This is a genomic window from Psychromonas ossibalaenae ATCC BAA-1528, from assembly GCF_000381745.1.
GTDB lineage: Bacteria > Pseudomonadota > Gammaproteobacteria > Enterobacterales > Psychromonadaceae > Psychromonas > Psychromonas ossibalaenae.
On the sequence record NZ_KB906980.1, the window covers coordinates 47,152 to 63,368 of the forward strand.

Annotated in this window: 10 protein-coding genes; 4 read left to right on the top strand and 6 right to left on the bottom strand. The window is 42.9% G+C overall.

All coding sequences use genetic code 11. The features are described 5' to 3' along the window. The first annotated feature begins 63 nt into the window (after positions 1 to 63). Positions 64 to 3,429: a response regulator gene (locus G327_RS0108880; protein WP_019614414.1), complete on the top strand. Its 3,366-nt coding sequence runs from the start codon at positions 64 to 66 to the stop codon at positions 3,427 to 3,429. Here G327_RS0108880 and ampD read toward each other — a convergent pair. The 4 genes from ampD to mazG form a co-directional block, all read right to left on the bottom strand. After that, positions 3,418 to 3,963 (bottom strand): 1,6-anhydro-N-acetylmuramyl-L-alanine amidase AmpD, encoded by a 546-nt coding sequence (gene ampD, locus G327_RS0108885; protein WP_019614415.1) that lies wholly within the window; start codon positions 3,961 to 3,963, stop codon positions 3,418 to 3,420. The genes G327_RS0108880 and ampD overlap by 12 nt on opposite strands. Positions 3,964 to 4,592: 629 nt before the next feature. Beyond that, complete coding sequence (eno, locus tag G327_RS0108890) at positions 4,593 to 5,891, bottom strand: phosphopyruvate hydratase (RefSeq protein ID WP_019614416.1); 1,299 nt, start codon at positions 5,889 to 5,891, stop codon at positions 4,593 to 4,595. 110 nt (positions 5,892 to 6,001) lie between these two features. Continuing rightward, positions 6,002 to 7,639 carry a CTP synthase gene (locus G327_RS0108895; protein WP_019614417.1) on the bottom strand — a complete coding sequence of 546 codons (1,638 nt, stop codon included), beginning with the start codon at positions 7,637 to 7,639 and terminating at the stop codon, positions 6,002 to 6,004. A 321-nt stretch (positions 7,640 to 7,960) separates the two neighbouring features. Further along, on the bottom strand, positions 7,961 to 8,794 hold the full coding sequence (mazG, locus tag G327_RS0108900; protein WP_026339273.1) for a nucleoside triphosphate pyrophosphohydrolase: 834 nt from the start codon (positions 8,792 to 8,794) through the stop codon (positions 7,961 to 7,963). Positions 8,795 to 9,189: 395 nt separating this feature from the next. Here mazG and G327_RS24310 point away from each other — a divergent pair, with 395 nt between their 5' ends. From G327_RS24310 to G327_RS0108915, 3 genes are all read left to right on the top strand, one after another. Beyond that, entirely contained in the window at positions 9,190 to 10,689 is a 1,500-nt protein-coding gene (locus tag G327_RS24310; protein WP_019614419.1) for a sodium-dependent transporter, read from the top strand. A 1-nt stretch (position 10,690) separates the two neighbouring features. Continuing rightward, complete coding sequence (locus G327_RS26810) at positions 10,691 to 10,792, top strand: MetS family NSS transporter small subunit (RefSeq protein WP_019614420.1); 102 nt, start codon at positions 10,691 to 10,693, stop codon at positions 10,790 to 10,792. Between the two features lie 708 nt (positions 10,793 to 11,500). Beyond that, positions 11,501 to 14,122: a glycosyl hydrolase family 18 protein gene (locus G327_RS0108915; RefSeq protein WP_019614421.1), complete on the top strand. Its 2,622-nt coding sequence runs from the start codon at positions 11,501 to 11,503 to the stop codon at positions 14,120 to 14,122. Between the two features lie 63 nt (positions 14,123 to 14,185). Here the strand turns inward: G327_RS0108915 and G327_RS0108920 are convergent, their stop codons facing one another. Both G327_RS0108920 and pdxJ read right to left on the bottom strand, forming a co-directional pair. Further along, entirely contained in the window at positions 14,186 to 15,418 is a 1,233-nt protein-coding gene (locus G327_RS0108920) for an aminotransferase class V-fold PLP-dependent enzyme (RefSeq protein ID WP_026339274.1), read from the bottom strand. A 59-nt stretch (positions 15,419 to 15,477) separates the two neighbouring features. Then, a complete protein-coding gene (gene pdxJ, locus G327_RS0108925; RefSeq protein WP_019614423.1) occupies positions 15,478 to 16,215 on the bottom strand; it encodes a pyridoxine 5'-phosphate synthase in 738 nt (245 codons plus the stop codon). Positions 16,216 to 16,217: the final 2 nt, after the last annotated feature.

Consider the following 16,217-nt stretch of genomic DNA (forward strand, 5'->3'; position numbering starts at 1 on the left):
GATCCATCTCCTGAAAGAGAGACAAAATGAAGACTACTTGGGGTTATCACTTAAAAAGTTTCTATGATTAAAATTAACTACTTCAAAAAACTTAAAAACACCTTAATGGTCGCTTTCCTGGTGCTCAGCATTACGCCGTTAACTCTGAGTTCGTTATTTTACCTATACACGCAAAGTCAGGATTTAAGCGAACAGATTAAAACCCATCTGACGACTCAACGTGATAATCAGCAGCAGCAGGTAGAAAGTTATTTCAAAGCCCAGGAGTCTGAAGTCCGCAGCTTTGCACGCTCAGAATTAGGCATCTCCAGCGGCGGACGTTTTTACGGACTGGTAAAGGCGTTCCAGCATTTAGGTAATACTACCCAGGAAGCACAAATACATGCACAAAGACGTTATGAAACCGGCTCTGGAGATGTTATTAACAGTAAAATAAAACGCGATTCACCCGAGTACCTTGGTAGTGAACGCTACCGTCTGATCCATAAACGTTACCACCACCTCTATTCAGACCTGCTGGCTCGATCTGATTTTAGCGATATTCTTCTGGTTAATTTAAAAGGCACGATTGTCTATTCTACCCGCAAATTCGATTATTACGGTACTAACCTGCTTAACGGTAAATATCAGAACAGTCCGCTGGCAGAAACCTTTAAAACAGTTGCTCAGCACGTTAAAATCAATCCAGACGAAAAAATAACGCCGGTAATTTTTTCTGATTTTAAGAAGCAGGGAACAGAAGAGCCTGCCTGGTTTGCAGCTCCGATAAAAGAGCAGGGGTACCTGCACAGCTTTGTTATTTTTAAACTTGATAATACTCACTTAAGTACTTTGCTTGCTAAATCCAGCGGGCACCAGCAGCGGACATTATTAACTGACGGTAATTCCCGCTCACGGATCAAAACTGCACAGGAGCAAAATAGCGAGAGCCAAACCGACAGTATCCTACAGGCAATTAACGGTTTCACTTCGGTTGACAGCTTCAGTAATACACAGGGAGACCAGGTACTGGCAGCCTTTACACCGATATCTGTGCTAGGGAAAAGTTGGGCATTAGCAGTTGAGCTGCCGGAAAAATTAGCCTACGCACGGATAAAACAACTAGAACAGGTATTTATCATCACTCTGCTGCTTGCTATTGCACTGGTCGTTATTGCTTCACATTATTTATCCAATTCAATTACCGCCCCTATTCTTAATTTAGCCTGGATTGCAGAGCGTCTGGCCGCCGGAGATCTTGAGCAGGAAATGACAGGAACTGAGCGCCAGGATGAAATAGGCAGGCTGGCCGTCAGTTTTGCACGAATGAAACACTCAGTAAGTGAAAAACTGCAGTTGATTAATAAACAGAATAAAGAACTAGAAACCAACCTGACACTTATTCAGCAGCAGAATAACGAGCTGCAGCTTAGCGATAAATTAAAAGATGAATTTTTAGCCACTACCTCCCATGAGCTTCGCACTCCGTTACACGGCATGCTGGGTATCACAGAGATGTTATCATCCGGTGCCTACGGCCCCCTTAATAAAGATCAGCTGTATCAGCTCGATATAATCAATAACAGCGGCATGCGTTTATCTAATCTGGTTGATGACCTGCTCGACTACCATAAAATGCGCTATGGTAATTTATACATTAACAAACATGCGGTTGATTTATCATCTGCAGTACACCTGGTTTTAGAACTCTCCAGTCACCTCCTGAATAACAAACCGTTAAGAATAATTAACCAAGTCCCCGAGCAGCTGCCGCTGGTGACTGCAGATGAACAACGCTTAGAACAGGTATTATACAACCTGATCGGCAACGCGATAAAATATACCAGTGAAGGGAAAATTATTATCTGCGCAAGTATAATGGAAACGAACCTGCAGGTGCAGGTCATAGATACCGGCAGCGGTATTGAAGCAGGCCAGCTTGAACATATCTTTGAACCACTTATTCAGGCTAATGTAGACAGCCCCTATTACCGCCAGGGTGCAGGACTAGGGCTGTCAATCAGCCGGCGTTTAATTGAATTAATGGGCGGCAGTTTATATGTCAGCAGCCAGCCGCAGATAGGCACCACTTTCAGCTTCACCCTGCCCCTGGCATCAGCAGTAGCAGTCTCTGAAACAAATTTGCCCAATGCGGTTAAACATTTTGATATTCCTGCTCCCTATGAACAGATATCGGTTACAACCGACTCCTTGCCCGATAATCCGGATGCTCCGTTATTAATTGTTGCCGATGATGAAGCAGTCAATTTACAGGTATTAACCAGCTTTTTAAGACTCGAAGGTTACCGCGTAAAAACCGCACCAAACGGTGTAGAAACACTTGATCTTATAGAGCAGGAAATACCGGCATTATTGTTATTAGACGTCATGATGCCGGGAATGAGCGGTTATGAAGTTTGTCAGGCTGTGCGTAAAGAGTTTGATGCCGGCAGTCTGCCGATTATTATGCTGACAGCATTAAGTCAAAGTAAGGACCGTATTAGAGGTTTTGAGGCCGGGGCGAATGATTATGTCAGTAAACCCTTTAATCAGAAAGAGCTGGCAGCCCGAATCAATGCCCATCTGCAGGCAAGTCAGACTCAGCGTTTGAATAACAGTAACATACAGCTGCGTCAAACCCTTAAAAATCAGGAGCAGATAGAAGCAGACTTGTTAGAAACGCAGGGTAACCTGCTGACCCTGCTTGAGCATAGCCCAGATGCCGTCCTGTGTATCCGCAATGATGAAAGAATCCATTTTGCCAACCGCAACGCCGGTAAGTTATTCAAACGCAGTCTGCAGCAGCTGCAGCATTATCAGCTTGATGATTTGGTAGTGAAACGCAGCTTAGAAAATAAAAACAAGCATAATCATGAAATTGATATTTATATCGAAGGTAAAATTCAACGCTTAACCGCTTCAGTTATCCCTCTGCCTGAGCAGTCAGGGCTGCACAGCCTGATTATCTTCTGCATTGATGATAACTATGATGCGCAGCGGGTCACTAACTTAGAAAATGCCGTCGATGCCCTTTCCAGCTATGCCTTTGACGGCGACAGCAGACAGTTACAGTCATTAAAAGAGTTAGGCGGCGAATTCACCCGCCTGGTGGATAAAGTTGAAGGCAAAGGAGCAGATAAAAACCAGCTTAAACGCGAGGTACTAGTAGATGTCATGAACCGAACACTGGAATACTGGGAATTAGAAAGTAATCAAACTAAATTTGAACTAGCCGAACAAAGCCGCTTATGGCGAGTTTATTTAGACCGCAGCACACTGCAGACCCGTACTCTTGATAAATACCTGCATTTAGAAACCTTACCTAAAGCACCGCGCTGGCGGACGGTACTAAGCACTATCGAGTATGTACTTAGTAATTGTGATGTACACAATCAGCAGCGTTTGAAAATTGAGCAGCTGCGCTCACAGCTGCAGAAGTTAATCAGCTAACAAACGGAAATAATAATTCCAGTCAAATAAAGCACCGGGATCCGTTTTTCGCCCCGGTGCAATATCACTGTGTCCCGTTATCCGCGACCTTGTGATTGCCGGATAACACTGCTGAATCTGCACCGTTAATGCAGCAAGCGCCCGATACTGATCTTCTGTATAAGCACTCTTATCTGTCCCCTCCAGCTCGATACCGATAGAATAATCATTGCACCCTTCAATACCTGCAAAACAAGAAAAACCTGCATGCCAGGCACGTTTTGCAAAAGGAACATACTGCTCCACTTGACCATCACGGCGGATCACACAATGCGCCGATACTTCTAAGCCCTGCAGGTCTGCAAAGCCGGGATCTTCACTGCAGTCTAAACAGCCGGTAAACAGCTGCTCAACGGCTTTCCCGCCATATATACCTTCGGGAAGGCTGATACAGTGGATCACTAATAAGCTAATCTGAACATCAGCGGGACGCTCATTATAAAAGGGACTGCGGATCTGTTTTGCTGCCGGGTAAATGCCGAGTTTGTCGATCATAATAATTTTCCAGTATCTGTATTTTCGCTAAGCCATCATAGTCTTTCCTACACATAAAAAAAATCCCCACCGAAGTGAGGATTTAAAATCTTTAAAATTTAAAAATCAGAATTACTGAGCTTCTCTTTAAGGTTGAGGTGTTTCAGCGCCTAGAGCAACACGGTCAGAACGGCTTAAAGCTCTTCATCCGCTAAACCGCAGGCAAAAAAAATCCCCACCGAAGTGAGGATTCTAAATCTTAAAATTTAAAAATCAGAATTACTGACCTTCTCTTTAAGACTGAAGTGAATGATGGTGCTTTGCACCTATATTTATAAACCGCAGACATAAAAAAACGCTTCCGAAGAAGCGTTTCAAATCTTATCGTTTAAAACTCAGTAAATATTACTGACCTTTTCTTTAAGACTGAAGTAAATGCAGGTGCTTTTGAGCCTAGATCAACTTAGCTACGTTAAATATTGATTCAATTTATAAGTTATAAATTGAATCAATATTTGTTGCTTGCCCGTAGTTAACAAAGAGTTGCAACACGGTCAGAACGGCTTAATGTTCTTTGTTTACTAAATAGCGGGCAAAAAAAATCCCCACCGAAGTGAGGATTTAAAATCTTAATATTTAAAAATCAGTGATTACTGACCTTTAACTTCTTTAAGACCGTTGTAAGGTGCTTTTGAACCTAGAGCTTCTTCGATACGTAGAAGCTGGTTGTACTTAGCAACACGGTCAGAACGGCTTAGAGAACCAGTTTTGATTTGGCCTGCAGCAGTACCAACAGCTAGATCAGCAATTGTTGCATCTTCAGTTTCACCAGAACGGTGAGAGATAACAACAGTGAAACCAGCGTCTTTAGCCATTTTGATTGCTGCTAGAGTTTCAGTTAAAGAACCGATCTGGTTAAACTTGATTAAGATTGAGTTAGCAATACCGTTGTCGATACCACGCTTAAGGATCTTAGTGTTTGTTACGAATAGATCGTCACCAACTAATTGGATTTTATCACCCATTAGTTTAGTCTGGTGTGCGAAACCATCCCAGTCAGACTCGTCAAGACCATCTTCGATAGAAACGATTGGGTATTCTTTAGTAAGATCTTGTAGGAAGAAGTTGAACTCTTCAGAAGTGAATTTCTTACCTTCACCTTTAAGATCGTAGATGTTTGCTTCTTTGTCGTAGAACTCAGATGCAGCACAATCCATCGCTAGAGTGATGTCTTTACCTAGCTCGTAGCCTGCGTTTGCAACAGCAACTTTGATTGCAGCAAGTGCAGCTTCGTTTGACTCAAGGTTTGGAGCGAAACCACCTTCATCACCAACAGCAGTTGAGTGACCGTCAGCTTTAAGTACTTTAGCAAGGCTATGGAATACTTCTGCACCCATACGTAGACCTTCACGGAAGTTAGCAGCGCCAACAGGCTGGATCATGAATTCTTGGATATCTACAGAGTTATCTGCGTGCTCACCACCATTGATGATGTTCATCATTGGAAGAGGCATAGAGTAAACACCAGAAGTACCGTTTAGGTCAGCGATGTGAGCGTATAGAGGAACTTTCTTAGAAGTTGCAGCCGCTTTAGCAGCAGCTAGAGAAACAGCTAGGATAGCATTTGCGCCGAATTTAGCTTTGTTCTCAGTACCGTCTAGGTCGATCATGATCTGGTCAAGCTCAGCTTGTGCTAGTGCATCTTTACCAGCTAGTGCTTCAGCGATTGGACCGTTTACAGCTTCAACAGCTTTAAGAACACCTTTACCTAGGTAACGCCCTTTGTCACCGTCACGCAGCTCTAGAGCTTCACGTGAACCAGTAGAAGCACCTGATGGTGCAGCAGCCATACCGATAGAACCGTCAGCTAGGTGAACTTCAGCTTCTACAGTTGGGTTACCACGTGAATCCATGATTTCGCGACCAAGTACTTTTACGATATTAGACATAATTGTTCCTTTGATTGTATGTAAAAATAATATTAAAAATTGCTTATGTAATTTTGCTACACTTTATTTTGTAATTTTTTAACAAAATAAAGTGATAGGGTCAATAAAAACTATTTAAATCGGCCTTGTTGATGATCTATCGCAGATTTTATGAAACCTTTGAATAAAGGATGGCCGTCACGTGGTGTTGATGTAAATTCCGGGTGGAACTGCGCAGCAACAAACCATGGGTGATTTGGATTTTCAATAATTTCTACTAGTTTTTTATCTTCAGATAAACCGGTAATTTCTAAACCTGCTTTTTCTAAAATAGGAAGCAGATTGTTGTTTACTTCATAACGGTGACGATGACGTTCGAAAATTTCTTTATTTCCGTACATATCCATCACTTTAGAGCCTTCTTTTAAATGACAAAGTTGAGCGCCTACACGCATAGTACCACCTAAATCAGAAGTTTCAGTACGCTGTTCAACTTCACCAGATTTGTCAATCCATTCAGTAATTAAACCAACAACCGGCTGCTCACTGTCAGGCTTAAACTCTGTTGAATGTGCGTTTTTAAGGCCGGCAACATTACGAGCATATTCAATTAATGCTACCTGCATACCTAAACAGATACCAAGATAAGGTACTTTGTTTTCACGTGCGTACTGTGCAGCTAAAATTTTACCTTCAATACCGCGCTCGCCGAACCCGCCAGGGACTAAGATGGCATCAATACCTTTAAGTGCTTCTTCACCTTTAACTTCAACATCTTGTGAATCAATATATTTGATCTTTACTGACGCGGCATTTTTTAAGCCGCCGTGTTTTAATGCTTCATTAACTGATTTGTAGGCATCCGGTAATTCAATGTATTTACCAACCATACCGATAACAACTTCACTGGTTGTATTTGCTTCTTCTGAAACAACCTGCTCCCACTCGCTTAGATCTGCTTCTGGGCAGTCAATACCAAAACGTTTTACACAGATCTCATCAAGACCTTGTGATTTTAATAAAGCAGGGATTTTGTAAATAGAATCTACATCCCGTAATGAAATTACAGATTTTTCCTGAATATTACAGAATAGTGCGATTTTTGCACGTTCGTTGGCAGGGAAACTCACTTCAGAGCGGCAGATCAAAATATCAGGCTGAATACCCAGGCTACGCAGCTCTTTTACTGAGTGCTGTGTCGGTTTAGTTTTCACTTCACCGGCAGTTTTCAGGTAAGGCAGCAGTGTTAAATGCATGTACATCGCATTTTCACGGCCTACTTTTAAACCTAACTGACGAATTGCTTCCAGGAAAGGCTGTGATTCAATATCACCTACCGTGCCGCCTAATTCAACAATAGCAACATCATGACCTTCACCACCGGCAATAACACGCTCTTGAATTGCATTGGTAATATGTGGAATAACCTGAATAGTTGCGCCCAGATAGTCACCACGACGTTCTTTTGCTAAAACATCAGAGTAGATACGACCCGTTGTAAAGTTATTACGTTTAGTCATACGGGTGCGGATAAAACGCTCGTAATGCCCTAAATCAAGATCGGTCTCAGCACCGTCATCTGTAACAAAAACTTCACCGTGCTGGGTAGGACTCATTGTGCCAGGGTCAACATTAATATACGGGTCAAGTTTCAGAATTGTTACGTCAAGACCACGTGCTTCTAGAATAGCAGCCAGTGAACCTGCTGCAATACCTTTACCTAGTGATGAAACAACACCACCAGTTACGAAAATATATTTTGTCGTCATAGTAACCCTGAGAATTAGGAATTAGAAAAAAGAAAGTTATATTCATTCACAATTAATAACAAACCCGCAAACACAAAAACATCAGCTTAATTGAATAAGTGATGGGTTAAGTCAGCCGATTAATTTACTGTAATTATAAATGAGAATTTTGAACATTTTGATGGGAATGCAGTATAGCAAGACCTCTCATTTTCGACAATCTTTTATACTTATTTACTTAAAAATATGGCGGAGTTTTTCTGACCGGTTTGTTTTAACGCACGCGGCGCTGCTTACATAAAACAGCACAACATTCATTAACAACAAATTAGCCTTTGTTTTCTATGAAGAAAGATCTTCGTTAAGCCTCTTTTTAACTTTTACCCAAATTTCTTCTAATTCTTCTAAGGAGCAGTCACTCATCCGCTTTCCCTGTTTAAAAACTTCAATCTCGACCAAACGGAAGCGTTTTTCAAATTTATGGTTAGCCTGTCGCAGGACCTGTTCAGGGTTACATTTCAGGTGACGCACTAAATTAACATTGGCAAATAACAGATCCCCGAGCTCATCTTCAATGAGAAGCTGCCTCTGCTGATCCGTTAAATCATCACGTTTAACTTCCACCAGCACCTCATCGAGTTCTTCTTTAATTTTATCAACCACTGGAGCAAGCTTCTTCCAGTCAAATCCCACATTTGCGCAGCGTTTTTGTATTTTATAAGCACGGCTTAATGCGGGTATTGCTAGAGGGATATTATCCAGAACACTTTCATCTATATCCGCGGCTTGCGCTTTTAAGGCCCGCTCTTTCTCTTTTTCGGCTTCCCAGTTAGCATGAACAGCATCTTCATCAGCAAATTCTTTATCGGCAAAAACATGCGGATGACGGCGCATCAGTTTTTCATTTAAGACGGCAATAATGTCATCAAACTCAAACAGGTTTTGTTCTTTTGCCATCTGTGCATAAAACACCACTTGAAATAATAGATCCCCCAGCTCTCCCTGCAGCTCCTTATAGTCTTTCTGCTCAATCGCATCCGCGACTTCATAAACTTCTTCAATGGTATGCGGCACAATCGAAGCAAAAGTCTGCTTAATATCCCAGGGACATCCATTTTCAGGATCCCTTAACTGCTTCATAATATTTAATAACTGTTCAATGTGACTTTGGGACATCAGCTGCTTTCCAATAATAGGGGTAAGAATAGATTTAAGGATAATGGAATTGCTGAATATTGTAAAAACCCTCAGCTGCATATTATTTATTCTTACAATATACAGTTATTCCCCAACTTTCTTCACCCAGGGATCTTTTATCAAAAAACTCACAACCAAACAAAATAACAGCAAACCCATAAAAAGCACGACATTCACCCACACAACAAGAGTTTGGCGACACAAAAAACCAGCAAACAGCATTTTTCGGCAAGATCTACCATGCAAAGCTATTGCCTTAAGCGCCTCAAATAGGTAGTCTGCATTTATCGCTTAGCTCCAGAGAGCTTAAGCACAGTACGATCAATGGTTAGCATCGGCTAATTATCAAGGATGAATTACTTAGGAAATTTTTTATGAAACGAGAACAATGGGGCTCCCGTGCGGGGTTTATTCTTGCAGCCGTAGGATCTGCAATCGGGTTAGGTAATATTTGGCGTTTTCCGTATATGGCTTATGAAAACGGCGGAGGAGCGTTTTTCATCCCTTACCTGTTTGCGATGTTAACAGCTGGTATTCCATTTATGATCATGGAATTCGGCATGGGCCATAAATACAGAGGCGCCGCACCGCGAACATTTGCCAGGTTAAGTAAAAAATATGAATGGCTCGGCTGGTTCCAGGTTTTTGTTGCAGCTGTTATTGCCGTTTATTACGTTGCCGTTATCGGCTGGGCAATTTCATATTTCAGTATGTCTTTTACACAAAGCTGGGGAACAGACACAAATGCTTATTTCTTCGGTGAATACCTGAAGCTTGGCAGTGATAACTCTCCAAGTAAATTAGGCTCTGTACAGTGGCATATTGCTATTCCAATGCTGATTGCCTGGGCGATTACCTTCGCCGCAATTTTCGGCGGTATAAAAGCAGGTATTGAGCGTGCCAGCAAAATTATGATGCCTTTACTGTTTTTAATGGTTGTTGCATTAATTGCACGCATGGTTTTTCTACCAGGTGCTTTAGACGGACTGAATTACCTTTTCCAGCCGGATTTCAGTAAGATCACAGATCCTAAAGTCTGGTCTGCTGCTTATGGTCAGATATTTTTCACGCTAAGTGTTGGTTTTGCCATTATGCTGGCTTATTCAAGCTACCTGCCTGAAAAATCAGATATTAATAATAATGCCTTTATGACAGTATTAATTAACTGTGGTTTCTCTATTGTTGCCGGTATATTAATATTCTCAATCCTAGGTAATATGGCTCATGAGCAGGCAAAACCTCTAACAGAGGTAGTTAGCGCCGGTGTAGGTCTTGCATTTGTGACAATTCCAGCCGCGATTAACTTACTGCCTGCACCGTCAGTTTTAGGGCCGGTATTTTTCTTCGCATTAGTGATTGCCGGATTAAGCTCGCATATCTCTATCATTGAAGCAGTCACTTCTGCCTTTATGGACAAATTAAACTGGTCGCGTAAAAAAGCAGCTTCCATTGTTTGTGGTGTTGGTTTTGTTGTATCCATGTCTTTTGCAACCAACGGTGGTTTATTACTGCTTGATTTAGTGGATTACTTTATTAATAACATTGCGCTGCTGGCTAGCTGTGTTGTGGAATTATTCATTATGGGATGGTTGGTGAAACTGACCGATATTCATAAACATGTAAACAGCGTATCTGAATTCACTATCGGTAAATGGTTTGAAATCTGCCTGCGTTTCATTAGCCCGGCATTTTTAATCGTGATTTTAGGTACCAACATTGTTACCGCGTTAACAGAAGGTTACGGCGGCTATGCACAGTCCGATCTACTGATGCTTGGCTGGGGACTGATTGCGCTGATGTTAATCGTTGCAATTGTAATTAATAAATCCAGCAGCTTTGATACTGTAACAACTGAAACCAATAAGGAAGCTTAAGATGACAACAGGTGCAATCATTATGATGGTTCTTGGTTTAGGGATAACATGGGGAGGCGCCGCCTTCTGTATTCGTAAAGCGATGAATAACAAAAACAAATAATTAAAGCCGGCTATTTAAGCGCCCGCTTTAAATACTTAATAAGAAAGGATCAGCTGTGCTGATCCTTTCTTTTATCTACAGCCTGATTAAGATGTTTTAAATTATCCTGCAGTCGTTTCCGGTTAAAACTCTCCTCCCATGAACGAAACTAATATGCTTCTCTTTCTTGTTAATAATTATACAAATTATTGATCAAGCAAAAGCACTGCGGCTGAAAAAGGTGCCGGTTAAAAAACAAAAAATAAAACTATAATCAAGAACAATGTTTACAGCTTAAAATACACCAACTCACACTACCACATAACAAGCAGCACTATAGACTGCACCGGCAGCCACGAACTAAACTTAATAACCAGCAGAAAAACACATTAAAAGCATATTTTATCAAATATTGGTAACTGAACATTCATCTCACTAGCATCGAAAGTGAACTTTATATTAAGGGCGGCAATCACAGTTTTTATCTGCACCGGCTTGTGCAGGTTGTTTTCTGACCATATATTCAGCGGCATCTGATTCAATAAAATTATCTAAAGCAACTAATCAGAGCAATACAATATTTGAATCAAGCAGCAGGGACAGGTAAAGCAAAATTTAAAAGTTTTTCCCGCTACGATCCTGTACGGAACAGCTCAATTTTGTTTCCTTTCCTCGGCTTTGCTTCGACCTTTTCACTTAATTCTCACTGCAAATCAAAGGGATGAATGTATGAAAAAAAATATTTTAGCAGCCTCTATTCTAGCGGCTTTTGCCAGTAACTCCTACGCGGCTGCCCCTTCTGTCCCGTCTCTGGCATGGGCTGACTATTCCAAGCTAGGTTTTGTAACCCTCAATACCGATGCAACGGTTGGTTACAAATCAATGTACACGCGTGTTGATGTGGTTGAAGTGCCTGTCGCCTGGAATGTCTGGTCTGGTGATAAAGCGACATCCTGGCAGGTACTTATTGACGGTGAAGCTGCAGTATCAGGAACAGGTCAAGGTGACAGCACTGTTATTCCTTTTAGCAGCGGCGGTTTAAAATCAATGGTTATCAAACTTTGTAATGCTGACGGCTGTTCTGAAAGTGCACCCACTGAGCTATTGATTTCTGATACAGACGGAGCACATTTGCAGGCAGATCTGCCGATGGATATTGATCCTGCCAACAAGCCCTACGCACAGCAGAAAGACAGCATTGTTGGTACATACTTTGTGGAATGGGGTGTTTATGGTCGGAAATTTAATGTTAACGATATTCCAGCTAACAACTTAACCCATATTATCTACGGCTTTGTGCCGATTTGCGGCGGCACAGGTGACAATCAGTCATTAAAAGAGCCGAATCCTAAGGGACATGCGCTACTTAAAACAGTGTGTTCTGATATGAATGATTATGAAATTGTTATTCATGATTCCTGGGCGGCATTAAACTCTACCTACGGTACACCGGCGAAAAGGCTTGATGGTAAAGCTGTAGGCTCTCTTGAAATTGGTAAAGGTAACTACGGTAATTTAATGGCACTGAAAAAAGCCTATCCGCATCTTAAGATTGTTCCATCAATCGGCGGCTGGACACTTTCTGATCCGTTTTTCGGTTTCACCGATAAAGCTAACCGCGACACATTTGTTGCTTCGGCAAAAGAGTTCCTGCAGACATGGAAATTTTTTGACGGTATCGATATCGACTGGGAATTCCCCGGCGGCGGCGGTGCGAATGCCTCTTTAGGTGATCCGCTCAAAGACGGCCCGGCTTACGTGGCATTAATGCAGGAACTGCGCGCCATGTTAGATGAATTAGAGGAACAGTACAGCCGTAAATACGAGCTAACTTCGGCGATTGGTCTAGGTTACGACAAGCTGGAGGATGTAGATTACGCGGCTGCTTCTCAGTACATGGATAATATATTCATGATGTCTTACGATTTCTACGGAGCGTGGGGGCCAGAAACAGGTCATCAGACCGCTATTTACTGCGGTGCCCATATCAGCGCGGATAAATGCAGCGGTATCGGTGAATTTGCCGGAAAACCAGAATACACACTGGATAACGCAACTAAGATTCTGTTAGCTCAAGGCGTTCCGGCGAAAAAACTGGTTGTCGGCGCGGCAATGTACGCACGCGGCTGGACAGATGTGGTAGCTGAAAACGGTAATCCTCTGGGCTCCATTGGCCAGCATGTTGACAACTCTGCAGACAGCCCGTTTAACGGCAGTAGCGGTACAGGAACAGAAGTTGATGAAGCAGCCTGGGCGTGGGAAGCAGGCATTATGGATTACCGCGGCGCACTTAAATTCTCAGAAGCAAATTCCAATGCAATTCTCGGCTGGGATGATGTCGCTAAAGCCTCATTTATCTGGGACGATTTGAGCAGCACACTGCTTACACTGGACACTCCGCGCTCTGTACTCGCTAAAGGTGCCTATCTGCGCAGTTTAGGCTTGGGCGGTATCTTCTCCTGGGAAATTGATGGCGACGGCAATGGTGATATCTTAAATGCGATGAACCAGGCTGTCGGTAATCCTGAAGGCACAACTGACTGGTCAACTACCATACCAGCTGAAAATAAAGCGCCAAGTGTATCAATCAGCTCTCCGACATCAGGCGGTAAACTTACTGCCGGCAGTACAGCTTCATTCAGTGCTAATGCGAATGACAGCGATGGAACACTGAGCTCTGTGATTGTGACCCTTAATGGTAATACCCTTGCGGCGGCACTAAACGGTTCAACATACACAGCGGACTTTACGGTTACCTTAGGCGATAACCTGCTGACTGTTAAAGCAACTGATAACGAAGGAACAGTAACAAGTAAATCAGTTACTTTTACAGGTGAAGATAAACCTGCAGAATGTACTGCGGATCAAGTTCTGGTAAATGGAGTTTGTGAAGAAAAACCTGCCGAGTGTACTGCGGATCAAGTTTTGGTAAACGGTGTTTGCGAAGATAAAGTCGTGGATCCGACAATACCTGTTTATGTGCCTGGCACCTCAACGGCGGGCAACGGCGAAGTATTTTCTTACAATGGAGAATGTTTTGAAGCTCAAAACAACCCAGGTACATGGGAAGCACCGAGTGCTGCATCGTGGTTCTGGGCTCCTGTCGCCTGTGAAGGCGGTGCCCCAGTCGATCCCATAGGCCCGATTGATCCTGTTGATCCTGTTGATCCTGTTGATCCTGTTGATCCTGTTGATCCTGTTGATCCTGGGGCAACTACCTGGAATGCTTCTGCGGAATACAACAGCGGTGATCAAGTCATTGTAAATGGTATTACCTACCGTGCTGAATGGTGGACAAAAGGTGATAACCCGGAGCAGTCAGGTGAATGGGGAGTCTGGAGAAAAGCATAAACTTTACTGAATCTTAAGGTAGATATTAAAAAGGGCTGCGGCTGCATCCCTTTTTATTAGTTATCATTCCTGAAGCATCTGGATAACATTTTTTAACGCGGCAATAAACCGCTGCGCCTCTGCCATCGTATTATAAATAGAAAATGATACTCTCACCGTACCGTTACAGTTCAGCGCTTTCATTAAAGGCATGGCACAATGTGAACCACTGCGCACCGCAATTCCCTGCGCATCTAACAGCATAGCGATATCCGTCGGATGCTCACCTTTTACCGAAAAACTGACTGCCCCCGACTTCTTAATACCGGCACAAAACAGAGTAATTTCAGGTATCTGCGCAAGCGCCTGCTCAGTAAAGCTTAATAATGACTGCTCATGTTTTAAAAGATCCTGACGATCATAGCTGTTAATAAAATCAACAGCGGCGGCCAGTCCAATCACACCAGCAATATTAGGCGTTCCCGCTTCAAACTTAAATGGTAAATCATTATAAGTTGTCTGCTCAAAACTCACTGATTTAATCATCTCGCCGCCGCCCTGCCACGGCGGAAGCTGTTCTAATAGATGCTGTTTACCGTATAAAACACCAATACCTGTCGGGCCGAACAGCTTATGTCCGGAAAATACATAATAATCACAATCCAGCTCCTGAACATCCACTCTCTGATGCGCAACAGCCTGAGCACCGTCAATCAACACCTGTGCACCAACATCATGTGCCAGTTTAATAATCTCTTTAACTGGGTTGATCACGCCTAATGCATTTGAAATATGTGCGACAGCAACCAGTTTAGTTTTATCACTCAGTAATGTTTTATAAGCAGCGATATCTAAAGTAAAGTTGTCAGTTAACGGGATCACTTTTAACACAATGCCGATACGTTCAGCCAGCATCTGCCAGGGAACAATATTAGCGTGATGCTCTAATGCACTGATGATGATCTGATCACCCTTAGATAACTGCGCCGTTAGAACATTTGCCAGTAAGTTAATGCTTTCCGTGGTGCCTTTGGTCCAGATAATCTCTTTACTGTCTGCCGCATTAATAAAGCTTTTTACTTTCTCTCGAGCGGCTTCAAATGCACAGGTAGCCCGATTACTTAACTGGTGACTGGCGCGGTGCACATTAGCGTTGTTATTAAGATAATAACAGCTGACGGCTTCAACAACTGCGAGCGGTTTTTGCGTCGTAGCGGCATTATCTAAATAAACCAGCGGGAATTCATTTACAGACTGATTTAATATCGGAAAATGAGTGCGGATTTGAGAAACAGAGAAAGTAGAATCAGACAAAATAGGCTCGCTTTGTCGCTTGAATAAAAGAGGGAAAGCGATTCCCTCTCAACTGAATTTTATTATTTACTGTTACGACCTTCAATCATCAGGCGTTTCATTTCACTTACCGCTGAGGCAAAGCCATCTACAACAGCACGTGCAACAATAGCATGACCGATATTCAGTTCGATGATTTCCGGCAGAGCTGCAATCGCTTTTACATTGTGATAATTAAGACCGTGACCCGCGTTCACTTTAATACCCGTCTGAGCAGCATAAGTCGCGGCTTTAGCTACCCGCTTAAGTTCAGCTTCCTGAATCTCTTCAGACTCTGCATCTGCATACTGGCCGGTATGAAGCTCAATATAAGCGGCCCCGGTTTTAACGGCCGCGTCAATCTGGCTGTTTTCAGGATCAATAAACAGCGAAACCTGAATACCAGCAGCATTTAAGCGCGACACCGCAGACTCAACTTTAGCAAAAGAACCCGCTACATCTAAGCCGCCTTCAGTGGTCAGTTCTTCACGCTTTTCCGGTACTAAACAGACAAATGCCGGTTTCGTTTTAACGGCAATTTCCACCATCTCATCGGTAACCGCCATTTCCAGATTCATACGCGTCTGCAGTGTCTGTGCAAGCACAGCTACATCACGGTCGATGATATGGCGACGGTCTTCACGCAGATGAATAGTAATACCGTCAGCACCGGCACATTCAGCAACGGCGGCTAAATGAGCAGGCTCCGGGTAACAAGTTCCACGGGCGTTACGTAATGTTGCGATATGGTCGATATTGACACCAAGTAGAAGTTTGCTCATTT

Excerpts from the sequence above, each read along its gene's own strand:
- G327_RS0108880 (WP_019614414.1), top strand. The coding sequence starts at position 64 with ATGATTAAAATTAACTACTTCAAAAAACTTAAAAACACCTTAATGGTC.
- ampD (WP_019614415.1), bottom strand. The coding sequence starts at position 3,963 with ATGATCGACAAACTCGGCATTTACCCGGCAGCAAAACAGATCCGCAGT.
- eno (WP_019614416.1), bottom strand. The coding sequence starts at position 5,891 with ATGTCTAATATCGTAAAAGTACTTGGTCGCGAAATCATGGATTCACGT.
- G327_RS0108895 (WP_019614417.1), bottom strand. The coding sequence starts at position 7,639 with ATGACGACAAAATATATTTTCGTAACTGGTGGTGTTGTTTCATCACTA.
- mazG (WP_026339273.1), bottom strand. The coding sequence starts at position 8,794 with ATGTCCCAAAGTCACATTGAACAGTTATTAAATATTATGAAGCAGTTA.
- G327_RS24310 (WP_019614419.1), top strand. The coding sequence starts at position 9,190 with ATGAAACGAGAACAATGGGGCTCCCGTGCGGGGTTTATTCTTGCAGCC.
- G327_RS26810 (WP_019614420.1), top strand. The coding sequence starts at position 10,691 with ATGACAACAGGTGCAATCATTATGATGGTTCTTGGTTTAGGGATAACA.
- G327_RS0108915 (WP_019614421.1), top strand. The coding sequence starts at position 11,501 with ATGAAAAAAAATATTTTAGCAGCCTCTATTCTAGCGGCTTTTGCCAGT.
- pdxJ (WP_019614423.1), bottom strand. The coding sequence starts at position 16,215 with ATGAGCAAACTTCTACTTGGTGTCAATATCGACCATATCGCAACATTA.